Annotated in this window: 21 protein-coding genes and 4 pseudogenes; 6 read left to right on the top strand and 19 right to left on the bottom strand. The window is 62.8% G+C overall.

The genetic code is table 11. The features are described from left to right. Window positions 1–291: 291 nt before the first annotated feature. Entirely contained in the window at window positions 292–462 is a 171-nt protein-coding gene (locus RCH12_RS18590; protein WP_442784588.1) for a DUF6958 family protein, read from the bottom strand. A gap of 365 nt (window positions 463–827) precedes the next feature. Between RCH12_RS18590 and RCH12_RS17195 the strand changes: the two are divergent. Beyond that, window positions 828–941 (top strand): annotated as a pseudogene (locus RCH12_RS17195) (recombinase family protein); the annotation flags it as partial. 119 nt (window positions 942–1,060) lie between these two features. Here RCH12_RS17195 and RCH12_RS17190 read toward each other — a convergent pair. The 3 genes from RCH12_RS17190 to RCH12_RS17180 form a co-directional block, all read right to left on the bottom strand. Beyond that, window positions 1,061–1,714 (bottom strand): hypothetical protein, encoded by a 654-nt coding sequence (locus RCH12_RS17190; RefSeq protein WP_103429660.1) that lies wholly within the window; start codon window positions 1,712–1,714, stop codon window positions 1,061–1,063. A gap of 109 nt (window positions 1,715–1,823) precedes the next feature. After that, window positions 1,824–1,973, bottom strand: coding sequence for a ComEA family DNA-binding protein (locus RCH12_RS17185; RefSeq protein WP_327017685.1), 150 nt, complete (start codon window positions 1,971–1,973; stop codon window positions 1,824–1,826). 586 nt (window positions 1,974–2,559) lie between these two features. Further along, window positions 2,560–2,718 carry a hypothetical protein gene (locus RCH12_RS17180; protein ID WP_327017684.1) on the bottom strand — a complete coding sequence of 53 codons (159 nt, stop codon included), beginning with the start codon at window positions 2,716–2,718 and terminating at the stop codon, window positions 2,560–2,562. Between the two features lie 200 nt (window positions 2,719–2,918). Here RCH12_RS17180 and RCH12_RS17175 point away from each other — a divergent pair, with 200 nt between their 5' ends. Next, complete coding sequence (locus RCH12_RS17175; RefSeq protein ID WP_327017683.1) at window positions 2,919–3,086, top strand: sigma factor-like helix-turn-helix DNA-binding protein; 168 nt, start codon at window positions 2,919–2,921, stop codon at window positions 3,084–3,086. A gap of 564 nt (window positions 3,087–3,650) precedes the next feature. Here the strand turns inward: RCH12_RS17175 and RCH12_RS17170 are convergent. The 13 genes and pseudogenes from RCH12_RS17170 to RCH12_RS17115 all read right to left on the bottom strand — a co-directional run bounded on the left by RCH12_RS17170 (window position 3,651) and on the right by RCH12_RS17115 (window position 17,125). Next, window positions 3,651–4,871: an MFS transporter gene (locus RCH12_RS17170; RefSeq protein ID WP_327017682.1), complete on the bottom strand. Its 1,221-nt coding sequence runs from the start codon at window positions 4,869–4,871 to the stop codon at window positions 3,651–3,653. Window positions 4,872–4,897: 26 nt separating this feature from the next. After that, complete coding sequence (narI, locus tag RCH12_RS17165) at window positions 4,898–5,653, bottom strand: respiratory nitrate reductase subunit gamma (protein WP_327017681.1); 756 nt, start codon at window positions 5,651–5,653, stop codon at window positions 4,898–4,900. Next, complete coding sequence (narJ, locus tag RCH12_RS17160; RefSeq protein WP_327017680.1) at window positions 5,653–6,303, bottom strand: nitrate reductase molybdenum cofactor assembly chaperone; 651 nt, start codon at window positions 6,301–6,303, stop codon at window positions 5,653–5,655. Before narJ ends, narI begins: the two co-directional genes overlap by 1 nt. After that, window positions 6,300–8,024 (bottom strand): nitrate reductase subunit beta, encoded by a 1,725-nt coding sequence (narH, locus tag RCH12_RS17155; RefSeq protein WP_327017679.1) that lies wholly within the window; start codon window positions 8,022–8,024, stop codon window positions 6,300–6,302. The genes narJ and narH overlap by 4 nt, the downstream gene beginning before the upstream one ends. Next, window positions 8,024–11,752: a nitrate reductase subunit alpha gene (locus RCH12_RS17150; RefSeq protein WP_327017694.1), complete on the bottom strand. Its 3,729-nt coding sequence runs from the start codon at window positions 11,750–11,752 to the stop codon at window positions 8,024–8,026. Before RCH12_RS17150 ends, narH begins: the two co-directional genes overlap by 1 nt. A gap of 259 nt (window positions 11,753–12,011) precedes the next feature. Next, a complete protein-coding gene (locus tag RCH12_RS17145; protein WP_327017678.1) occupies window positions 12,012–12,170 on the bottom strand; it encodes a hypothetical protein in 159 nt (52 codons plus the stop codon). 86 nt (window positions 12,171–12,256) lie between these two features. Continuing rightward, window positions 12,257–12,493 (bottom strand): annotated as a pseudogene (locus RCH12_RS17140) (STAS domain-containing protein); the annotation flags it as partial. Between the two features lie 249 nt (window positions 12,494–12,742). Next, window positions 12,743–13,051: a TFIIB-type zinc ribbon-containing protein gene (locus tag RCH12_RS17135; protein WP_327017677.1), complete on the bottom strand. Its 309-nt coding sequence runs from the start codon at window positions 13,049–13,051 to the stop codon at window positions 12,743–12,745. A 61-nt stretch (window positions 13,052–13,112) separates the two neighbouring features. Beyond that, window positions 13,113–13,640 carry a hypothetical protein gene (locus tag RCH12_RS17130; RefSeq protein WP_327017676.1) on the bottom strand — a complete coding sequence of 176 codons (528 nt, stop codon included), beginning with the start codon at window positions 13,638–13,640 and terminating at the stop codon, window positions 13,113–13,115. After that, window positions 13,622–14,002 carry a hypothetical protein gene (locus tag RCH12_RS17125; RefSeq protein WP_327017675.1) on the bottom strand — a complete coding sequence of 127 codons (381 nt, stop codon included), beginning with the start codon at window positions 14,000–14,002 and terminating at the stop codon, window positions 13,622–13,624. The genes RCH12_RS17130 and RCH12_RS17125 overlap by 19 nt, the downstream gene beginning before the upstream one ends. Window positions 14,003–14,075: 73 nt before the next feature. Next, window positions 14,076–15,122 carry a TerC family protein gene (locus tag RCH12_RS17120; RefSeq protein WP_327017674.1) on the bottom strand — a complete coding sequence of 349 codons (1,047 nt, stop codon included), beginning with the start codon at window positions 15,120–15,122 and terminating at the stop codon, window positions 14,076–14,078. Between the two features lie 158 nt (window positions 15,123–15,280). Next, window positions 15,281–15,395 (bottom strand): annotated as a pseudogene (locus RCH12_RS18585) (IS5/IS1182 family transposase); the annotation flags it as partial. Window positions 15,396–15,463: 68 nt separating this feature from the next. Next, window positions 15,464–17,125, bottom strand: coding sequence for a hypothetical protein (locus RCH12_RS17115; protein ID WP_327017673.1), 1,662 nt, complete (start codon window positions 17,123–17,125; stop codon window positions 15,464–15,466). A 582-nt stretch (window positions 17,126–17,707) separates the two neighbouring features. On the opposite strand from RCH12_RS17115, the gene RCH12_RS17110 reads away from it, so the two are divergent. Then, a complete protein-coding gene (locus RCH12_RS17110) occupies window positions 17,708–17,953 on the top strand; it encodes a hypothetical protein (protein WP_327017672.1) in 246 nt (81 codons plus the stop codon). 41 nt (window positions 17,954–17,994) lie between these two features. Here RCH12_RS17110 and RCH12_RS17105 read toward each other — a convergent pair whose 3' ends face one another. After that, on the bottom strand, window positions 17,995–18,729 hold the full coding sequence (locus tag RCH12_RS17105) for a GAF and ANTAR domain-containing protein (protein WP_327017671.1): 735 nt from the start codon (window positions 18,727–18,729) through the stop codon (window positions 17,995–17,997). 175 nt (window positions 18,730–18,904) lie between these two features. Here RCH12_RS17105 and RCH12_RS17100 point away from each other — a divergent pair, with 175 nt between their 5' ends. Then, window positions 18,905–19,543 (top strand): RNA polymerase sigma factor, encoded by a 639-nt coding sequence (locus tag RCH12_RS17100; protein ID WP_327017670.1) that lies wholly within the window; start codon window positions 18,905–18,907, stop codon window positions 19,541–19,543. Between the two features lie 408 nt (window positions 19,544–19,951). Then, window positions 19,952–20,452 carry a hypothetical protein gene (locus RCH12_RS17095; RefSeq protein WP_327017669.1) on the top strand — a complete coding sequence of 167 codons (501 nt, stop codon included), beginning with the start codon at window positions 19,952–19,954 and terminating at the stop codon, window positions 20,450–20,452. A 126-nt stretch (window positions 20,453–20,578) separates the two neighbouring features. Here the strand turns inward: RCH12_RS17095 and RCH12_RS17090 are convergent, their stop codons facing one another. Next, entirely contained in the window at window positions 20,579–20,767 is a 189-nt protein-coding gene (locus RCH12_RS17090; protein ID WP_327017668.1) for an ANTAR domain-containing protein, read from the bottom strand. Between the two features lie 177 nt (window positions 20,768–20,944). On the opposite strand from RCH12_RS17090, the pseudogene RCH12_RS17085 reads away from it, so the two are divergent. Next, window positions 20,945–21,807: pseudogene (locus tag RCH12_RS17085) on the top strand (IS3 family transposase); the annotation flags it as partial. Window positions 21,808–21,902: the final 95 nt, after the last annotated feature.

Below are 21,902 nucleotides of genomic sequence, written 5' to 3'. Positions count from 1 at the left end.
TTGTGTGTGCCGTTCGACGGGTCATCAATTGGCGTACCCCAGAAGTAGCAGTGCGTGCGGCCCTACATCGCCGCGGTGGAGCTGATGGGTAGCACCCCGCCCGCTCTGGCTCGATTTCCACAGGAGCTCTCTGACCCACCAGACGGCCGACAACCTGACACCAGAATGCCCGCGAAGAAGGCAAGAACCGTCACTTAACGTCGTGGTAGGCCTGCTGTCATTCGGGCAGGTGTCCCGTGACGGCCCGCCCTCATCGTGCCCTTGGTCGAATGGCCGATGCTGGCGGATCAGTCAATTTGTCGAGGAGTCGGTGGTTCTTCGGACGCGTTGAGGCGAGCTTTTCGGAATCCGCTCCAACCTCCCCCGGGCTTCAAGATCGACTTTCGTGAATCGCACGTAGTTGGTCAGACGACCGCCTGGGAAGGCAGGGTGCCCCGCGAGGGCCTTCTGCGCTTCCTGCACGATGAGCTGCAAGGGGACTGAGCCGTCGTCGGCGGCGAGGCATCGATCGTCCCCAAAATGACCTCAACGAGGAGTTCATACTGCTCCAGGGCGATGGTCCACCCGTCCAATCCATCCGGGCGGGTTGCGTTGAACATCTGCACCCGGCCACGTTCACGGGCACGCTCGTCCTCCTCGATCGCACGGGCGCTCACCCGCTGCGAGTGCGGATCAGCCATCATTTCGTGTACCCCTCTGTTGATCGAACCTTGTCAGCATGGCACTTAGCGCAGAAGCCAGAAGGGCAGTGGTCGACGAATCTGCCTTGCAAAACCAGCGCGACGGCTAAGAACGGCGATGCCTTGACGTCACCGGTGCCGAAGCGGGTGAAGAAGCTCCTCGGCTACGCCGAACCTGGTGACACGGTCGTCGTGTGGCGAATCGACCGGCTCGGCCGCTCCGTCATCGACGTCCTGGACGAGGTTAACCTGCTGCGCGAGTCCGACGAGTAGTCATGAGATTCAGCCTATTGACCCCGACAACTCGCGGCCGGAGGGCCACCGATGTTCAACCAGATCCCACCGTTGACGCCACCGCCGGCTCGGGCCGTCGACGCGTTTCAGTCCCGGTTGATCTCCAGCCCTGGCCGGCGGGTGTACTTGTCTCGCAGGAAGGTGCCGTGGGCTTCGACCGACCGCAGGTCGGTCGAATACAGGGTCTTCTGGATGCGCAGGGCCTCGGCGTCGAGGATGCGCACCTGTTCACCGAGTGCGTCCCAAGCCCGTACCTGCTCTGGCAACCAGGTTTTACGGAATTTGTGGCCCGGGAGGTTTCGATAGGCCTCCAGAAGGCCGGGAATGTAATCGGTGATCATCGCCTCGACGGTGAACCTGTCGTCGGTCGTCGTCCTCAGCTGTGCCCATTTGGAGAGGATGTCATCGATCTTGGCGACGACCTCAGCCATCTCGCTCGAAACGCGGCGACCGAGGTGCCGCCGTAGGGAGGCGACCTGACGCCGGTCCTTCGCAAGCTCTTTGTGCACGGCGACGCGATACTTGTCGGTGCGCGGATCGCCCTCGATCGCGCGCACGGTGCGCCGCGACGACATGATCTCGAATCGGCTGGTGCGCGCCGTGCGACCGCCGACGATGTAGCCGCCGACCAGCAGGATCGACCAGCCGCCCCAAGGCCCGAACAGGGCGTCCCCCGCGACGGCCACGGCCCCAACGGCCGCGAGTCCGAGGGCCGAGAGGATCGTGCGGGTGCGAGACATGTCGGTGCGCCAATCCTTGTGGGTGCGTGGCTGCGTCTGGATTTCCTCATTGTCTCATCGCAGCCTGGGAACGGCGACGCAGGCCGCCCGACACAGGCCGACAGGGCGTTCAGACCGTGACCGGGTCCTGGAGCGCGGCGAAGGTCTTGTCGCCGATTCCGGTGACATTGTGGAGATCCTTGATGCTGGTGAACCGGCCCTGAGCCTCCCGGTAGTCCAGGATGCGTTGGGCCATGGCGGCAGGCCAGATTGAGGTCACACAGCACCGTCACGATGGTGGTGTCTGACGCCTCGTGGACTGGCTCAATGTCGGGGATCTCGACTCGATTGTGCTGCTCGACCTCGGCACCAGCAGCCGAAGTCGAGATTCTGGCGCATTTCTGGTCACGCCAACCCCCGGGATTCCGGGCTTCGAGCGACGGGCGCGCTAATGTGCCACTTCAGTGGGCGACAAAATGAGGAATTCACCGGTGACCGGCGTACGAAATGAGAAGCCAATTGGATCGGCGCCGCGTTCTAGCGGTTTTCGGACATGGTTCCACAGCGGAGCCGAAACGAAAAAACCCCCGCATGACCGGGGGTTTTCTTACTGCTGGGGTACCTGGACTCGAACCAAGAACAAATGATAGCCGTCTCGACCTCTTCGTCCACCCGCACTGGGCCGGAATCCCGCGGACTTCCGCGGTTTTCATGGGTCTAGTGTGCGCGCTGGCACGGACGAAGACGGGCTCATTCTGGTCACGCAGCGAGGTATCTGGTTCGTTTCTGGTCACACCGCCGACCGGTTCTGGGACTGCCGGGGAGCTAACCTACACGGGCTGCCCTCGGCAAAGCGCGACCTGAGGTCAGAGAGAGGTGGTGTCCGTTGCCGGCGGGTTCTCGTTAGGAGTATCGCTGTCGGTGTACTCGCCCTCTGCCTGCGTCTCGTCGGCGTCAATCTCCGGCGTGCTGGCCGCTGCCTCGGAATCGGTGTACTCACCATCAGCGTCGTCGTTGATTTTCATGGTTCTCCCTCTCGAACGAACAATCAGTCTATGTCGCTGGACTGGCCAAGGACAGGCTTACGTGATGTGCCGTGTCCCCTGTCCGCCTGCGGACGACCCTACGGGATCCGGGAACGCTGCCCTTCGACACCCCGGCACAGTCGAAAGTAGTCCCTTAGACGTAGTGCAGCTTTCACTTCAAAACGGCGCACTGTCTGGCGTTGGCTAGCTTCCCCCTGGATCAAGAACGGGCCTGGCTCATGCGTGAGTTCGCCGGCTGCAGCTACGCAGATATCGCGATCGAACTCGTCGTTCCAGAGTCGACAATGCGCGGATTACTCGCCCGATCGCGTCCCACCCTCGCCGACGATCTGGCCGCCTGGCTCTAGCCAATAGCCGACGCCCGGCCGATGGACTCCTGTTCTATGGACCGCGGAGGAACTGCGGCGGCCGGCGCGCGCAGCGCCGCCCGCGACGCCCTTTGCAGGAAGCGCGTTAGCCGTCTGCGTCCGTGGCTCGAGCCGAATAGATGCTAGTCGTGCTAACGCACTCGTCGTCAGAATCTTCGACGCCTATAACGGGACCGCGCCAAGGGAATTCGTTTGCTCGCGCATGCACCCGGGCGCTATCAAAACTGAACCCACCACCTGGATGGCCTACGACCGTCAATTCGATCTGGTCTACCGATTCGAGTTTGCCGGAGAACGCGATGTGCGCTAGCTGTTGCGCCAGAGTCTCCTCAGCCTGATCGATCGGAGCATTGAGAAGAACGCCTCCGAGTTCACCCAAACTTGAAAAACCAGAACTTGGCACAGATCGCTTCCCGTCATCAACACGATCGTGGTTAGTCGCTTGATCCCACGGCACGCGCGCCTCCCCCATCTCTATCCATGCGCCGCGACCGTCCGATTGTGGCTGAAACGGGCGTCGTCTCGTTCATCTTGACGCAGGCATCACTGATTCGTGGTGACAGGCGTCTTGTCTTTCACAAAGAGCATCGTGAAGACCAGGGCGACCAGAGCAGTACCGGCTAGGAGGAGTAGTCCGACGGCGTAGCTGTTTTCCGCAGCGTTGTAGGTGGCCCCCATCACGAGCGGCGGGAAGTAGCCGCCCAGCCCGCCGGCCGCACTGACGATGCCACTCACCGCGCCCACGTTGGCTGGTGGAGCGTTTCGTCCGATCCAGGCGAACACTCCCCCGGCACCGAGCCCCAGTGCCGACGCCATCGCGACAAAGGTGACGCCGGCAGGGATCTCGCCGTCCGGGCGGAGGTTCACCACCCAGGCGAGAACTGCAACCGCGGCGAGCGAGCCGATCACCACCGGTTTCGGCCCGATGCGGTCGGCAAGGATCCCACCGACGGGGCGGAGGATTACGGCGGCAACCGCAAACCCCGCCGTTCGGGTTCCGGCGGCAGTGAGGTCGAAGTCGTAGATCTGGCGCAGGTAGGTGGGCAGGTAGGTGGAAAAGGCGACGAATCCGCCGAAAACCAGCGCATACAGAAAGCTCATCTGCCAGGTCACGCTGAGCCGGGCAGCAGCAGCGAGCTTGGGCAGGAAGGGATCAGTGCTGGCCGTGAATCCTGGGGACTCGGCCATGTAGAGCCACACGATGACGGCAACAACGATGAGGAGCACCGCGAGGATGAGGTGAGTTGGAACGTATCCGAACCAATCCACCAGGCGAGGCGTGAAGAATGCCGACAACGCGGTACCGCCCATCCCTGCCCCGAACACCCCGGTAGCGAAGCCTCGACGGCTCGGCGGGTACCAGTGACTCACGAAGGGGATTCCCACGGCAAAAACGGTTCCGGCCACGCCGAGCAACAGCGCGGCGGCCACCAGGAAGACGTATGCGTTGAGGGTTCCTGCAATCGCGACGAGCACCAGCGCAGGGACGGATGCTAGAAGCACCAGTGCGAATAGGATGCGTCCGCCGAAGCGATCGGTGAGCACGCCCACCGGGATCCGGCCGATCGATCCGACAAGCACGGGCATCGCGACGAGCACTGATGTCTGGGCCGGGGAGAGGCCCATTGATTCGGTGTAGCGAATGCCCAGCGGCGACACGCTGGTCCATGCCCAAAAGCACACGACGGATGCGAGCGTCGCGAGGGCGAGGTTGGTCCCTCTACTGTGGTGTGCCCTCTGCCGTGCAGAGGTTCTCGAGCCCATCGGTGTGTCCATCGCCGCTGCTCCGATCAGCGCTTATCGGGAGTGCGATCCTTGGTGCCGATGGGCGCCCACCCGCGCCGCGCCGGCCGTACCTGCCCGGCTTCTCGATCCCTGGACCGGTAGACGATGTAGGGCCTGAACAAGTAGTGCACAGGCGCGGTGAAAGCGTGCACCAGTCGGGTGAAGGGCCAGATTGTGAACAACAACATGCCGACGAGGGTGTGGATGTGGAAGGAGAACGGAGCGGCAGCCATAGCCGTGACATCGGGTTGCAGGATGAACAGGGATCGGAACCAGGGCGACACCGTTTCCCGGTAGTTGTGGCCGTGCTCGCCACTGAAGACGCTGGCGAGAGTGGTCCAGAGGCCCAGGACGATCGCAGCTGTCAACACGACGTACATGATCTTGTCATTGGTGGTCGTGGCCATGAAAACCGGCCCCGTCTTGCGTCGTCGATAGATCAGGATCACGATCCCGCCGAGAGTGCATACCCCAGCGACTCCCCCGACCAGCAGGGCGTTGAGATGATAGAAATCCTGGCTCATCCCGAAAAAGAGAGTCCAGGACATGGGGACCACCAGGCCGAAGAAATGCCCGGCGATGACGGCTAGGAGCCCGAAGTGAAATGTCGGGGATCCGATCCGCAGGAGGCGGGATTCGTAGAGTTGGGATGACCGGGTGGTCCAACCGAATTGGTCATAGCGGTAGCGCCAGATGGTCCCACCGATCAGGATCGCCACCATCACGTAGGGGAGAATGCCCCAGAGCAGCACGTCCCACATCATGAGCCGCCGTTCAGGGGAAGCAGACGAGGGTCGAAGGGTTCGAGGCCGACGCTTTCGGCCGGTGGGCCGACGCCCGCCATGGTTTGCACGGCCTGTCGATCGGCGGGTGATGGGCCGGGAAGGGTGGCACAAATGCCCTCCACCACGGTGGCGTACGGTGACTTGTGCTCGGTGAGCGCGAGTCGGAGCATTTCGACACTGGGGCGGTATCGGATGAGCAGATCGCGACCCGCCATCGGGCCGGCCAACGCGGCGAACTCGAGAACCAGCGGTAAGAAGTCGGGCAGCTCACCGTGGGTGTTGGTCAGGTAGTCACTGCCCCGGTACACCTGCTTGAACTCAGCCAACACGTCACCCCGGCGACGGGTGTCGCCGTCGGTCCAATACGAGAGATAGAGCGGATGGTGCTTGCTCAGGTCGAACGTCTCCACGTAGGAACGCTCCAGGGTTCCCAACGCGGTGTTCTCGAGGTACCCGATGAACGCTGTGAGATCCGGTGCAGCCGGGCCGTGTTCGGCCAGCGCGGACCGCATCAACGCGCACCGTTCCAGGAGTTTGGCATCCGGGTACGACAGACACCAGGACGCGGCCTGATAGAACACGCGCTGCGCCAGGCTGTGCGCGGCGGCGGCTCGATCGCGCCTCATAGCGAGCCGCCCTTTTCCGTGGGCGGGCGCAGATCGCCCGGCGACGGGGCCGCAGCGCTTGGTCGGTCGCGTTTCTCGGGAAAAAGACCGGTCGGGCTACCGTTGCCGTCCCAGTTCAGTAGATTGACGCGGCCTCGGAGGGCCTGCTCGCCGGAGGGAGTATCGGACGTCTGCCGGTCTTTCAGCGCGTAGAAGTTTTCCACGGCCACGGGTGTTGGCCTGCCGCTCGCCTCACCGAACGGCGAGTCTTCATACATGCCCGGACCACCCTCAAAATCGACCGAGCACCCCATCTCCTCCAGGTCGTGTGCCTGCTCGACGTGTGCCTTGGGAATGACGTAACGCTCGTCATACTTCGCGATCGCCATCAGCCTGTACATCTCGTACATGGAGCCCGGCGACATCCCCACGGCTGCCGGAATCGAAGGGTCGGGTTCTTGTTCCATGGTGATCGCCCGCATGTAGGCACGCATCGCCGCAAGCTTGCGCAACACCTCGGTGATCTTGTCGGTGTCGCCGGCGGTGAACAGCTCGGCGAGATACTCGACGGGGATGCGGAGGGCGTCGATGGCGCCGAAGAGATTGCTGCTGTCTTCGGCGTCGTGGCCCTGCTCGCTCAGCAGGTCGACGATGGGAGACAGCGGCGGCACGTACCAGACCATCGGCATGGTGCGATACTCCGGGTGCAGCGGCAACGCGACTTTGTACACCTTGGCGAGCGCATATACCGGTGACTTCTTCGCTGCGTCGAGCCAGTCGGTGGGGATGCCCTGGTCGAGGGCGGCTGCGGCCACCTCGGGGTCGTTGGGGTCTAGGAGTACGTCCATCTGCGATTCGTACAGGGCGGTCACGTCCGTCACCGCGGCGGCGTCGGTGACCCGGTCGGCGTCGTAGAGGAACAGACCGAGGTAGCGAAGGCGGCCGACACAGGTCTCGGAGCACACGGTGGGAAGACCCACTTCCACCCGCGGGTAGCAGAAGGTGCACTTCTCGGCCTTACCGGTTTTGTGGTTGAAGTAGATCTTCTTGTAGGGGCAGCCGGTGATGCACTGGCGCCAGCCTCGGCATTTGTCTTGGTCGACGAGGACGATGCCGTCTTCGACGCGCTTATAGATGGCGCCGGACGGGCACGATGCCATGCAGGAGGGGTTGAGGCAGTGTTCACAGATGCGCGGGAGGTAGAACATGAAGGTCTGCTCGAAGGCGAATTTGATCTTGTCTTCCGACTCTCGCCGCACCTTTTCGACGATGGGGTCGAGGTGCCCCATCTCCGGGGCGCCGCCGAGGTCGTCGTCCCAGTTGGCCGACCAGCTAATCTTGGTGTCCCGACCGGTGATCAACGATTTTGGTCGGGCCACCGGGAAGTCGTCTCCGAGCGGAGCGTCGATCAGGGTTTTGTAGTCGTAGGTCCAGGGCTCGTAGTAGTCCTTCAGCTCGGGCTGCACGGGGCTCGCGAAGAGTCCGAACAGCTTTTTCAGCCGTCCACCCCCCTTGAGCACCAGTCGGCCCTTCTTATTCAGCTGCCAGCCGCCCTTCCAGCGTTCTTGGTCTTCGTAGCGGCGCGGATACCCTTGTCCCGGCCGGGTTTCGACGTTGTTGAACCAGACGTATTCGGTGCCGGCGCGGTTTGTCCAGGCCTGTTTGCAGGTCACCGAGCAGGTGTGGCAGCCGATGCACTTATCGAGGTTCATCACCATGCCCATTTGAGCCATAACGCGCATCAGTACCGCACCTCCTGGGAACGCTTTCGTATTGTGGTGACCATGTCACGCTGGTTGCCGGTGGGTCCCAGGTAGTTGAACGCGTAGGACAGCTGCGCATACCCACCGATGAGGTGGGTTGGTTTGACGAGCAGCCGGGTGGCCGAGTTGTGGATTCCTCCGCGGCGGCCGGTCGCCTCGGACTTCGGCACATCGATCGTGCGCTCCTGCGCGTGGTAGACGTAAACGACACCCGCGGGCATCCGATGGCTGACGATTGCTCGGCACACGTACACGCCATTGGTGTTGACGCACTCGATCCAATCGTTGTCGGAGACCGAGATCGCCGCAGCATCCGTGGGGCTGATCCACGCTGTCGGACCTCCTCTGGACAGCGACAGCATGAAGAGGTTGTCCTGGTACTCCGAGTGGATCGACCATTTCGAGTGCGGGGTTAGGTAACGCACCGTGATCTCGGTTGTTCCGTTCGGGCCAAACCGCGGTTCGCCGAACAGGCGCTGCATATCCAGCGGTGGTCGGTAGATTGGCAGGGCCTCGCCCAGGTCGCGCATCCAGTCGTGGTCGAGGAAGAAGTGCATCCGACCGGTGAGGGTGTGCCAGGGCTTCAGCCGCTCGACGTTGATCGTGAACGGGGAATACCGGCGCCCACCCGTCTCGGACCCGGACCACTCCGGGGATGTAATCACCGGAACGGGCCCCGCTTGGGTTTGTGCGAAGGTCACCCGCTTCTCTTCGGAGCCTTCGGCGAGGTCGGCGAGCTTCATGCCGGTCTGTTCTTCCAGTTCGCGGAAGCCTTGCACGGCAAGTTCGCCGTTGGTGGTTCCGGAGAAGCTCAGGATGGCTTGGGCGAATTTCGAATCGGTATCGATGGCCGGGCGACCGTTGCCCGCCCCGCCGAGCATCAACCCGTTGCTCTGTGCGAGCCGCTCAATTTCGTGCTCCACCCGGTAGGTGATGTTCTTGACGGTGAAGCCGCGTTCCTCCGCGAGCGGTCCGACCGTGGCGAGCTTCTCCGCGATCGCGGTGTAGTCGCGCTCAACGATCGAGAAGACCGGCATATTCTGACCGGGCACCGCCGGGATATCCGTGTCCCGCCAGTCGCGGACCACTCCACCGGGCTGGGCGATCTCCCCCGGCGTATCGTGTTGCAGCGGCACACTGACCAGGTCCCGCCGGGTGCCGAGATGCGTCTTAGCCTGGCGGGAAAACTCCTCTGCGAGCAGACGGAACGTGTCAAAGTCGGTTTTCGCCTCCCACGGCGGGTCGATGGCGGGACTGAAGGCGTGCACGAAGGGATGCATATCGGTGGAGGAGAGGTCGTGCTTTTCGTACCAGGTGGCAGCGGGAAATACGATGTCCGACAACAGGGTTGTCGACGTCATCCGGAAATCTGCGGAGACAAGGAGGTCCAGTTTTCCTTCCGGTGCCTCGTCGTGCCATTTCACGTCCCGGGGTCGGGCGGCGTTCACGTGGTCGGTGCCCATCACGTTGTTATGGGTGCCGAGGAGGTTGCGCAGAAAGTACTCGTTGCCCTTGGCCGACGAGCCGAACAGGTTCGAACGCCAGAGCACCAGCGTGCGCGGCCAATTCTCGGGAGCGTCGACATCGTCGATGGCCGGGTTCAACCGCCGGTTCTTGAGGGCGTCGGCGATCCAGGTCGGGGCATCTGGCGCCTCCCCCGCATCTACCGCCGCTTGGGCCTCATCGGCGAGATCAAGCGGGTTGCGGTCGAACTGCGGGTAAAATGGCATCCAGCCGAGCCGGTTCGACTGAGCGAGGGTGTCCGCGGTGTGCATTCCATCAAAATGTCCTTCGGCGAGGGGGGACTTGAGGGAGTCGGCCGAGTACCCATCTGAGCGCCACTGATCGGTGTGCATGTACCAATACCCGGTCCCGATCATGGTCCGCGGCGGTCGGCTCCAGTCCAAACCGTTCGCGAGGGAAATCCACCCGGTGATCGGACGGGTTTTTTCCTGACCGACGTAGTGCGCCCAACCGCCGCCGTTACGCCCCATGCACCCGGTGAGCATCACTAGCGAGAGCACCGCGCGGTAGGTGGCGTCACCGTGGAACCACTGACAGATGCCGGCGCCCATGATGATCATGGACCGCCCCTTCGATTCCTCGGCGTTGCGGGCAAACTCGCGCGCGACCCTGATGCAGGCGGCAGCCGGCACACTCGTGATCTCCTCCTGCCAGGCCGGCGTATACGGCGTCGACGCATCGTCGAAGTCGGTGGCCCAATCGCCGGGCAGCCCCGGACGGCCAACCCCGTACTGGGCCAGCATCAGGTCGAACACTGTGGTGACCAGGTGCCCGGCCACCCGCCGGACCGGCACACCCCGGGTCACCACCGAGCCCTCGCCGGAGGGCGCCTCGAAGCAGGGCATCCGAATTTCGGCGGTTTGGACGGATGCGCCGCCGCCGGCCTCGTCGAGAAGGCTCAGAACCGGGTCGACACCCTCCAGGTCAAGGTTCCACTTGCCCTTGCCCGCCTCCCCGTACCGGTAACCGATGGACCCGTTGGGTACCACTGGAGCGCCGGTGGCCGAGTCGATCAGAACCGTCTTGAAGGCGGCATCAGGAGTGTTCGCCTGGTCGGGTAGGTCGTTCGCCATCAGGAATTTAGTAGGCACGAGGCCACCGTCAGCGTGCTCCTCGATGCGGACGAGGAAAGGCAGATCGGTGTAACGGCGTACGTAGCCGTTGAAGTACGGAACCTGCCGGTCCACAAAAAACTCCTTGAGCATCACGTGGCCCATCGCCATCGCGAGCGCAGCGTCTGTGCCGGCCTGGGCGGGCAGCCACTCGTCGGCGAACTTCGTGTTGTCGGCATAGTCCGGACTGATCGCGACCACCTTCGTGCCCCGATACCGCACCTCTGCCATGAAGTGCGCATCGGGCGTACGTGTCACTGGAACGTTCGATCCCCACATCATCAGGTAGGTGGAATCCCACCAGTCCCCCGATTCAGGCACATCGGTTTGGTCGCCGAACACCTGCGGAGAGGCCACGGGAAGGTCGGCGTACCAGTCGTAAAACGATGTCATCACCCCGCCGATGAGCTGAATGAATCGGTTTCCCGCCGCGTGAGACACCATCGACATGGCAGGAATCGGGGAAAAGCCGGCGCACCGGTCCGGACCGTACTTCTTGATCGTGTGAACGTGGGCGGCAGCGGCGATCTCAACCGCCTCCTGCCACGGAATGCGAACGAGCCCGCCTTTCCCTCGCGCCTGCTGGTAGCGACGGCGCCGTTCAGGGTCCTCTACAACGTCTGCCCAAGCGAGCACGGGATCTTTCAGCCTCGCCTTGGCCTCCCGGTACATCTCGACGAGCACACCTCGGCCGTACGGATACCGCACCCGTGTTGGCGAATAGGTGTACCAACTGAATGCGGCACCCCTAGGACACCCGCGCGGCTCGTACTCCGGACTGTCGGGGCCGACCGAAGGGTAATCGGTCTGTTGCGACTCCCAGGTGATGATGCCATCGCGAACGTAAACCTTCCACGAACACGATCCCGTGCAGTTGACCCCGTGGGTGGAACGCACCACCTTGTCATGACTCCACCGGTCACGGTAGAACACATCACCCTTGCGCCCGCCCTCACGGAACACTGCGCGTCCATCATCTGTCTGGTCCCACCGCGTGAAAAAACGGCCAAGCGCCAACATGGTGTCCGACGCTTTCCCGTCCAAACCGGCAGGCACTGAAGCAGCTGCCATGGCCAAATACTATATTTAGCCCTCCCGGCACGCTAGCGATCAGTGAGTTTTTGTCACGCCGGTTGTTTCCGGGTGCACCGTGCACCACTGCGTCCTCCTCGATCAGAGGGACGAGAGGGTGTATCGCATTTGGTGGCCGGGCAGGGTCGCTCCTCCCCCACGGTGGCCTCGCGGGCCAAGGCCCAGCGGAAAGGACCGTTCGTGAGGGCAAACTGACAATCGCTGTGCACGGATCAACGCCAAACACACGCCCCGGTGCTCAATTGAGGTGCAGATACTCGGTCCCGAAGGTGAGGTCGCGGACGGACTTGCAGAACCCTGCAGCGCCCGTGCTGGCCGGCCCAAGTGCCAGCACCGTGGCGGCCAGCAGCAACGCCCCGCCAACCGCGCCCATCCCCCAGAATCTGGTGGTTGCCACGCCAAGGGAGCGTGAGCCTGATCAGCGGGAAGGTCCTTCGAATTTTTCGTGAGTCATCGAGCCTGGAATTTCGGGGACCGGTGCTGTTAGTGACCGGCGCCCGGGTCGCCCACCAGCTGAGCGTGAGGGTCGGTGCTGGCCTCGTTTAGGCCCACGATCACGGCGCGCTTGCCGTGGCGTTCGTACTTGTTGGTGGTCGCGTCCAGCGAGGCCACCGTGGAGGCGTCCCAGATGCGTGAGGCGGACATGTCGATGACCACCCGCTCGGGGTCGTTGGCGTACTCGAACTGGGTGGTGAGGTCGTTGCTTGAGGCGAAGAACAGAGCCCACTGACACCACCGAGGGGGTTCGCAAGCTGGTCGCGCTCACCGTTGGTGCGGTCGAGCGCAAGTAACCGTGCCGGCGAACCAAGTCGTTCCTCAGCGTCATTACCAGCGAGCGGAGATCGAGTTGAGGATTGTGGAGGTCAGCACGGTGTGGCGGTAGAACAATGTTCATGAGAGTTCTCATCGGAATGGGCAGGTCAGCCCGGGTTCCAGCGGATCGTTGCGGCGGGTTAGCCGTGCTTCCGGTCACGTCTTCCGGTCGGTGGGTGGCGGGGTGTCCTTGAACAGGTCCGCTAGCCAGTTCTCGCCCCGGGGTGCGGTGTCTTTGGATTGGCTGACAGGCGGGGTGTCCATATTCTCGCTCGCGGAGCTTGTCACTTGCAGCGGGGGTAGTGACGGTGGCCGGCCTGGACGGCTGCGGGTGCCGGCGAGGGCAATGACTTTGTCCAGTTCTCCGCGATCCAACCACACCCCCCGGCAGATCGGGCAGACGTCGATCTCAACGCCGGCTCGGCGAGCGACTGCCAGCATGGCTCCGTCGTGAGGGCAGTTCATGTGTGCTCCTTTCTGTGGCTGAACACTACGGCGGCTGGCGAAGCGGGCGAATACCCCAACATCACCAAAGGATCAGGGGTTTCGAAGAGAACAAAGGGGTGAGCGGGAACCACGCGACGCACAGTACCCCCCATACGCTGACCCTTCCGGCGGGAGCCGGGAGCCGAAGTGTGGCGCGCGTGGCGCTAAAAGCCTCGACGTATACCTGCGATGGCGTCAGCTCCACACCCGCCGTGCCTGCATCCCGAATTACCTCGGCGAGCATCGCCCAACGTCGGCGTTCACTCGATAGTGAGAGGACGGCCGGATCGATGCTGAATCCACCACGTTCTGGCTGCGCGTGCACCCCGACGTGCGCGGTCCGTTCGGCCAGCACTCGCACGCCGGCAAACAGTCCCACCCAGCGGTCCCTGTCGCGGGGAAGAACGACGTGCACACACAGGTCATCGTGGCGGGTGAGCTTGAGGAGGTCTTCAGGCCACAGCACCCCATCCAAGACCAGGCGGCCGACCGGCGCTTCGTACGCAGGGCCGCGGAGCTGGCAGTCGCGGGGAGAGTGCGTCATTGTGATCAGCTCGATTCCGGGCACGGCCGGTCGTGCAGCTGCACCCGAGCGCCCCAGTCATCGACCGGATGCCACACCCCGGTCGCCTCAGTGGTGCGATCGATCACCGTGAGGGTGTCCCAGAACGGGCCACCCTCGACGGTGAGGCACTGCCCACGATCTACCCTCACGCCGTTGCTCCAGCCGCCCAGCAGCGCCCGCGCTCCTCCCCCGACCAGAGTCTCCGTGTCGGGTTGATCGATGACCGCCCGGACCGTGACCGGGATATCTCCTGCATTGCGCAGACTGCCGCATCCCGGCACCGGGCCCCCGCAGGCGTCCTCAACGCCGACGGTCCACGCGACGCCCAAAATGCCGGCTACCGCGAGCAGCGGCGACGCAAGCACCGCCGGCGTTACACCTCGACGGCCTCTCCGCACTGTCTGCGGTTGAGAGTACAGATCCACCGAGGGGTCCAGGTCACGCATCGAAGCGATCCTTTCCGCCCCCGGCGGGCACTCGGCCACGGCGGCCGAAGACCGGCTCAACCGCAGCAAGTTCCTCGTCGGTGGCGATCCGGAACGCCCCTGCGGCCTCGGCCTGCACTTCGCGTCGGCCTTGACCGCGGGTGGCGCGGAGGCTGGCCACGATGGACACCGTGATGATGGTCAAGACTACGGCCAGGCTGATCGTGGTCGGGATGTAGAAGACATCCAGCAGCAGCATCTTGATACCCACCCAGATGAGGACGAACGCGAGTCCGATCTTGAGGTAGATGAACCGATGGATCAGGTCCGCGAGCAAGAAATACATCGCCCGAAGCCCCAGAATGGCGAACGCGTTCGCGCTGAAGACCAGGAACGGTTCGCTAGTGACGGCGAAGATAGCCGGGATCGAGTCGACGGCGAAGATGATGTCCGTGATTTCCACCAGCACCAGCACGGCCAGCAGCGGGGTCGCCACCACGATTCCTGCTTTGCGGATCAGGAACTTCTGCCCGTGGTAAGCGTCGGTCATCGGCACGAACCGGCGAAACACCTTGAGGATGCGAGATTTCTCGGGGTGGACGTGGTCGTTGCGGGAGCGGAACATCCGCCACCCGGTGTAGATCAGGAACGCGGCGAATACGTACAGGATCCAGGAGAAGTTCTCGATCAGCGCGGCGCCGGCGGCGATGAAGATCCCGCGGAAGATCAGGGCCCCCAGGACGCCGAGGAATAGTACCCGGTGCTGGTACTCGCGTGGGACCGCGAAAGCGGCGAAGATGATCGCCCAGATGAACACGTTGTCGACCGCGAGGGATTTCTCGATCAGGTAGCCAGCGAAGTACTGCTGCCCGAATTCTGCCCCCCACAGCGTCCACACGAGCACGCCGAACGCGACACCGAGAGTCACCCACACGATCGACCACACGGCGGCTTCCCGCACACCGATCACGTGAGCTTTGCGGTGGGCGACCAGGTCGACGGCGAGCATCAGCAGGATCACACCCAGGACAGCGAACCACGCCCACAGGGGGACAGTCATGACAAAGACCTCCAAGAAATTATCGTGAAGGTCTCATCGGCCTGGCGGCCCTGCGCACCGGAACCCGCGGCGGGAACGTATTGACGATGCGGAGCGAGGATTACTCCCCTTCTATGGCTATTCAACACGAGAAGCGTGCTTCACGTCAACTGGGCCAGCTGGTCGCACGGCTCCGGGATCACCGCCGTGATGCCGCGACTGCGTAAATGTGAGCGGATCGCGCGGGACGAATGGGCCCTTGTCGCCTCGGACCGTATCCGGCCGGGCGGCGGGCGGCCGATGTCGTGCTCCCCAATCCCCTTCTGTCGGCTGGCTGGCTCCTGAGCACGTGCCCGCAGATGTCAGTTGTGTGTCCCCACCACCGCGATGAGCTCGCGTGCCTGGGCGACGATGGCGTCACGCCACGCCTCGAACGTCGCATCCGTCACGGCGAACTCGGTGTGGAAGTGCTGCATGTCGGGGGTGTGGATGTGCCCTGCCGGGATGTCGAGTCCTGCCCGATCGCGCAGCAGCGTGTTGCGGTAGGCCGACTCATTCGAGAGGTAGGTGCCACCTCCGCCGCTGCGCGCGCAGGAGCCCTGGGGTGGGGGCGTCGGCTGGATGGCGGGTGGGTATGTGTCCTCGCGCTGGGAAGTCTCCTTCTCTTCACCTGAGTCGCATCTGGGGAAATACCTGTAGTTCGTATTCCATAGCACGCCGAACGCAACCGACTCGTCTTCCCACGAATCGCCCGGCGGACGGGGAACTTCCGAACCCGTGCGTGCCGCGATCATCTGCTCGATCGGCAGCGTCGACGCGGTCCACTGTGGCGGATCCGTCAATATGTCGCCGCCACCCCAACGCTCCAGCACCTGGGTGTTGCAGCCAGGATTGTCCTTCGCCAGCTGCGCGGCGCCGGTCAAACCGGCAGGTGGGCAGGGCGCGAAGTTGTCGTTGCCGGCAACGTCGCCGTGGTACCGGCCGTTCCACTGCTCCAGCGCAAACTGCGACCCGCCCGCCTGGCTCATGGTGATTGACGCATCCAACCGATCGTCGCCGGGCTCCATCAGCGGCCCCACGGTGTCGTCCAGATATCCGCGCTCGAACTCGGGGTAGTTCACTGGCAGCGTGTACGCCTCATAGCGCACCGTGGTGCCATCGGGAGCCGTCGTCGTCGTACCGTCAATCGCCAGTACGGTCGCCCCGGACGGATTACCGTAGCGAATCTGATTGCCGGCTGTTCCCGCCGCGCTGCCCGTGGCGCCACCGTCGAGAGTGAAGGGATCGATTCCGCTTACCAGCACCCGCGCCACCTGGTCGCCGGACGGCAGATCGACGTCGCGCATGCCACGGGCCGCCCGGTCGAAGGCATCGACCAGAAACGCACGCTCTTTGGTGGAGAGGGTGAAGTCCGGGCCCCACTGATGCAGCACGGACATTGCCTCCAGCCGCGTCCAGTACAGCGGTCGGTCGTCGCTCGCCGGCAGGTCACCGGTGACGCCTTCCGTCGATTGAGCTCGGGCGACAGCGTCCTGCCACAGCAGGGTACCCATTCCCTCGACGACGGTATTCGCATCGGCAAGGGACACCTGTACGCAGACGTCTTTGGCGAAAGCAGCGGTGAACTCACCGAATCCGGCGCCCTCGACCATCATGCGTGCGAACGTACGATCGGCGGGCTGCGACGGATCGGCCTCGTCCGGCATAAAGGCCGTGAGGCGCTCCTCTTCGACTGTGACGGGCAGCGAGGCATCGGTGCAGCCTTCGGGTGCGATCCCGGAGACGATAGTGCTGAGCTCGTCGGATGCCGGCTTGAGGGCGGTCGTTGACCGCTGCTCCGGGGTGGCCACTGCTGGCGAGCATCCGACCAACAGTACGGAACCGAGCATCAGCGCCAGCCCGGCAGCGACAGGCGTCGTCTGACGCGAGCGTGCACCTGGTTGACCTTGCTGAGAGCGGCCGGCTAAAGGGCGCATGCAGGACTTTTTTCCGCGCGGCCGCGGGGCGGCATAGCGCTTGGTCAAAGAGTGAACTCGAATCATTACTTGCCTTTCGTTCACCTATGACGCTACGAACCAAGCCGCACCTGCACATCAGACTCCAGTCTCGAAAAAGAGCGACGAGGCAGTACTAGGGTCCACACCCGCGTAGTACTCGTGTGCCGGCCGCCGCAGTCTTTTCGGGTACGCAGTACCCGCTGCTGATCGACCCCTCACCGAAAACGATCGTAGGCGGCGCGTCAGATGGGAACGTAACTGTTGATATGTTTCGCGACCCGGAGCGCGTGGTGACGCAGCGTGGATCGCGCGCCATGGACAGCGCCTGGGCCCAGCTATCGCGCATGGTCAAATTGTGCTTGATGCGCTGAGACCTCGTCGCGGTGAGTGTCGGACCAGAACTTGAGCTACCGGACCGTTTCGTGAAGTGACAGTCCGAGGCTGGTGAGGATATGACCGGAGTATTCGGCCGAGAGGGCTGGATCACGGCCGCCCATGCGCGTGTGACCTCTGCTACCGGCGACTGACGCATCTTTGTCGAATGCTAGTCAGGAGCACCCCTGACAACGCATGCTTGAGTGAATTGATCCACGACATGGAGGGAATGCGATGTCCGGCACTGACTTGGGCGACAACGATCAGACCCGCAAAGACACCAGTTACAGCCCGGCGAGCGAAACTGAAACGCAAGCCAAACAGGCCGACGCCGCACCGTCAACGCTCGACCCCGAGATTGCCGACAAAGTGAATGTGGCGCCGGGAACAGGCGGTCCCGATGACGTTGGAGACGTCAAGGTAAATGAGGAGGACATCAATCTGCCGCCGTTTGGAGAGACGGTGGAACCTCCGGATTGACCCCTACTCTTTCCTGAGCAAGGGTTGGTCGCTGATCGGACCTAGCTGATCATCGCTTGTTCGTTGTCGCTGACGGGGTGTGTCACACACTTCGTTGCCATATCGCGAAGGCTCACGTGCGCGCTGGCTGCAGCCGCTCGCAGGATCAGGAAGGCCTGATCCATGGGTACGCCGTGACGTTGCGCGAGAACGCCCTTAGCTTGCTCGATGAGCACGCGTCCGTCGAGCATGTTTTGCAGCCCGGAGTGAACAGCCTGGTTCTGCTGAAGTTTACGGTGCTGCTCGACGCTTTTAGCCGCGTAGCGAGCCATGGCTGCCGCCAATGCGGCGTCTCGATCTCCGAGCGGTCCAGGCGCTGCAGAAAACAAATTCATTGCACCAAAGCTTTGCTGACCGAAACGCAGGGGAACAGCGTGGACGGCGTGGAAGCCGCGTTCTTCCGCGATGTCGGCGAAGGCAGGCCAAGTCCCTTTCACGCGAGCGATATTGGGGATATCGACGGTGTTACCTGAACGGTACGCCTCAAGGCACGGGCCATCGTTGGCGCCGAGCTGTCCCTCCTCCACGTCACTTGCACGTTCACTAGTTGACGCGGCAACATGCAAAACCCCGCGGACATCTGCGAGAAGGAGGCCAGCGGCGACAGCAGACGTGTAAGTTGTGCAGCCCTGAACTAGAACGTCCATTGTGTCAAGGACGTCGTACCCGGGCTTCAATGTATCCGCGAGAGCCCGGAACACCGCAGCTGCGCTTTTCGTCTCATCATGAGGGGACATTCGCTCACGCTACAGCGAAAGTCACCATTCCTGCACCTGTTTTTTTCGCCCGATGCAACTCTTCTCAGCTCTCAGCATGTCTCGTTCCTCAGCATCATGACGCTGCTAACGGAATTGCCCTAAAATTGAGTTTTGGTCAGCGTTTTGGGCCGTGTTGTATCCGTATACTCAACGAGTGAATTCAGCCGATCGAGATCATACGCCCGACCCGGTGGGTCCTTCCGCCCAGCCATCGAGCAACTCGATGCTGCTGGCGGACGTCGGCCGCCAGCTCCTCGAAGACGAACCGGATAGTGACTTGGTTGACGTCGCGACGAGCGGGAATTTGGTCGCTTTTGAGGTCTTGGTACGTCGCTATCGGAATCTGATGCACGGCTACGCCGTCAGGATCCTGAAGTCGTCTGCCGATGCTGACGATATCGTGCAGGAGGCCCTGATCACTGCATGGGAAAAGTTACCAACCTTAAATGATGGCGCGTACGTGAAGGCATGGTTAATGCGTGTGGTGCGCAATAAATGCCTGGACCGGATGCGTAGGAGCGCCCCGGTGACTGCCGAGTATGACGATGACACAACAGAAGTCCTCGACACCGAGCCTTTCAAAGTCGTCGAAACGTTGCTCCAAAATGAGGCATTGGCCCTGGCCCTTGCCAATCTGCCGACCAACCAGCGCCGCGCCTGGCTAATGCGCGAGTTCTCCGACTGCAGTTACGCCCTCATTGCAGATGAACTCGACATCCCGGTATCGACTGTTCGTGGTCTTCTAGCGCGTTCACGCAGAAGCCTGGCAGGGGCGTTGGCCGACTGGCGCTGACTGTGTTTTCATCAACTCGAAAGGGAGCCTCCTCGGCAAGCTCATCATCAACGGTACGGAAATTGAATCTGACGTGCGCTCCGTTGACTTGTAGGTCGATATTGGCGGCAAGCTGCGCCGGGTGAGAGTTCGGTGTCTCTGGGTCTTCGTGCCGCGCCAGTATCGCAAGTCCGTGTCAACGACGCCCGACGAGATCTAAGGTTCGAACTCATCGACGCAGCCGGATTTGGACTTTGATCCACGACGTCACGGCGTGGCTCCTCGCCCTCCGGTACGCCGGCTCGAAATCTTGACTTTGGCTCGTCCGGGGTGTCAGCTATGTGAAAGCGCGAGTTGAGCAGGGGGCCCACTCGCGTGTGGGGTGCTCATGAATCTACGCAACAGCTTCACCTCACGCCGCGGTGTCCGATGAGCACCGCCGCTACGCCCCGTCAAATTTTCGACCTAGTCGACTCGTTACTCTCTGACACGTGGCCTGTCCTGGAACGCGACGCAATCGCGCTTCTCGAGAGGCATTCCTGCGACGTTTTTCTCGCCCACCGAAACATTGAACGCGCGGTTCGGGTCGCGCGTTGGCACTGCCCCGAGCTAGACATCTGGGGTGCCTGGACGACCTGTCCCCCGCACGGGATCGGGCTCAGCGTCTATCTGTCGGACACCACCGCCACCGGCCCCACCATCTCGCCCGGGTACGGCGCCCTGACCAACGAGTTCACCACTCATCTGGGCGCGCCAGAGATCATTGACCGCAACCCCTGCAGCCCCCGAACATCGTGGACTCGCCACAAACTTGCCGTCAGCGTCGACTCTTACACCCAAGAACACGAATGCCCTTTGATCAAACTGACTATCCAGCCGCTGACCACAGTCATCCAACACCACGTCACCACAACCAACCAAACCGCCTGAAATCTGGGGTACTGTCCGGCACCTCTTTACCCACCCGTTGGCTGAACTACCGGAAAGTTGAAGGCAAGCAGCCCTGGACTTCTAATCCAGGCGAGGTCGTTCAAGCGGACGTCTCAATCGGTCCACCTAAAACGAGAGCCAGTGATGCACGACACCATCAGCGATGTCGTGCAGCTTTGAACTACTTGTGCGCGCGTAGGTGCGGAGCAGGGAGAACGCTTCATCAATGGGCATCCCGTGGCGCTGCGCCAAAACACCCTTAGCTTGCTCGATGAGTATCCTGCTCTTCAGCGCTTGCTGGAATTGACCGTTCACCGTGCTTGATTGCGGATGGTTTGATGCTGAACGAGGCTGATCGTTGCCACTTGAGCCAAGGCCAGCGCCAAGGCTGCGTCCTGGTCGCTAAACGGTTCGCGGTTGGAACTAGGGACTGCCCCCGGTTTAGTTGACTCCTAACCTGTGGAGATTCGTCTTCGCTGGAAAGATGTCAACATGCCCAAGCCCTACCCACCCGAGTTCCGCCGTGACGTGGTCGCGGTCGCCAGGAAGAACGAAGCACCGCTGAAACAGATCGCGAAGGACTTCGGAATCTCCGAATCCTGCCTGGCGAACTGGCTGAGAAAGGCCGACGTCGAAGAAGGCGTCAAGCCGGGCGTGACCGAGAAGGAATCCGCCGAGCTCCGCGATGCCAAGAAGCGCATCCGGCTGCTCGAGCAGGAAGCCGAGGTCATGCGCCGCGCCGTGGCCTACCTATCCCGGGACGTCAACCCAAAATGATGTACCCGCTGGTCCGCGAAATGGCCGTCGACGGTGTCCCCGTCACGGTGACATGCCGGGTGTTGAGCTTCTCTAAACAAGCGTTCTACCAATGGAACCGCAACCCCATCTCCCAGCGCGACTGGGACGACGCCCACCTCACCAACGCCGCCTGGGACGCTCACCAGGACGACCCCGCATTCGGCTACCGCTTCATCGCCGACGAGCTCCACCAGGCCGGCCTCACGGCCGGCGAGAACCGGGTCTGGCGACTCTGCTGCCAGCAACGACTCTGGTCCGTGTTCGCGAAGAAACGCGGCCTCACCCGCAAGGCAGGCCCGCCCGTGCACGACGACCTCGTCGAGCGGAAATTCACCGCGACACGCCCGAACCAGCTCTGGCTCACCGACATCACCGAGCACCGCACCGACGAGGGCAAGCTCTACCTCTGCGCGATCAAGGACGTCTACTCGAACAAGATCGTGGGGTACTCCCTCGACTCGAGGATGAAGGCGTCCCTGGCCGTCGCCGCGGCCCGGAACGCGATCGGTCAGCGCACCATCGACGGCACGATCCTGCACTCGGACCGAGGCTCCCAGGGCGAATTCAACTGGTCGTTGCAACACCGACTTGTTCGCTCAATACTAAGTGCTCTGCCCAGACCTCGGCCGGTGTCTTCCAGCCCAGCACTTTC

Origin of the sequence: Cryobacterium sp. MP_3.1 (assembly GCF_035984795.1) — a bacterium.
Lineage (GTDB): Bacteria > Actinomycetota > Actinomycetes > Actinomycetales > Microbacteriaceae > Cryobacterium > Cryobacterium zongtaii.
This window is presented reverse-complemented; position numbering and strand designations above follow the sequence as displayed.

Coding starts and splice junctions, on each gene's coding strand:
- RCH12_RS17190 (WP_103429660.1), bottom strand. CDS start 1,714: ATGTCTCGCACCCGCACGATCCTCTCGGCCCTCGGACTCGCGGCCGTT.
- RCH12_RS17180 (WP_327017684.1), bottom strand. CDS start 2,718: ATGAAAATCAACGACGACGCTGATGGTGAGTACACCGATTCCGAGGCA.
- RCH12_RS17120 (WP_327017674.1), bottom strand. CDS start 15,122: ATGACTGTCCCCCTGTGGGCGTGGTTCGCTGTCCTGGGTGTGATCCTG.
- narJ (WP_327017680.1), bottom strand. CDS start 6,303: ATGAGGCGCGATCGAGCCGCCGCCGCGCACAGCCTGGCGCAGCGCGTG.
- RCH12_RS17105 (WP_327017671.1), bottom strand. CDS start 18,729: ATGTCCCCTCATGATGAGACGAAAAGCGCAGCTGCGGTGTTCCGGGCT.
- RCH12_RS17095 (WP_327017669.1), top strand. CDS start 19,952: ATGAGCACCGCCGCTACGCCCCGTCAAATTTTCGACCTAGTCGACTCG.
- RCH12_RS17110 (WP_327017672.1), top strand. CDS start 17,708: ATGTCCGGCACTGACTTGGGCGACAACGATCAGACCCGCAAAGACACC.
- narH (WP_327017679.1), bottom strand. CDS start 8,024: ATGCGCGTTATGGCTCAAATGGGCATGGTGATGAACCTCGATAAGTGC.
- narI (WP_327017681.1), bottom strand. CDS start 5,653: ATGTGGGACGTGCTGCTCTGGGGCATTCTCCCCTACGTGATGGTGGCG.
- RCH12_RS17170 (WP_327017682.1), bottom strand. CDS start 4,871: ATGGGCTCGAGAACCTCTGCACGGCAGAGGGCACACCACAGTAGAGGG.
- RCH12_RS17150 (WP_327017694.1), bottom strand. CDS start 11,752: ATGGCAGCTGCTTCAGTGCCTGCCGGTTTGGACGGGAAAGCGTCGGAC.
- RCH12_RS17135 (WP_327017677.1), bottom strand. CDS start 13,051: ATGAACTGCCCTCACGACGGAGCCATGCTGGCAGTCGCTCGCCGAGCC.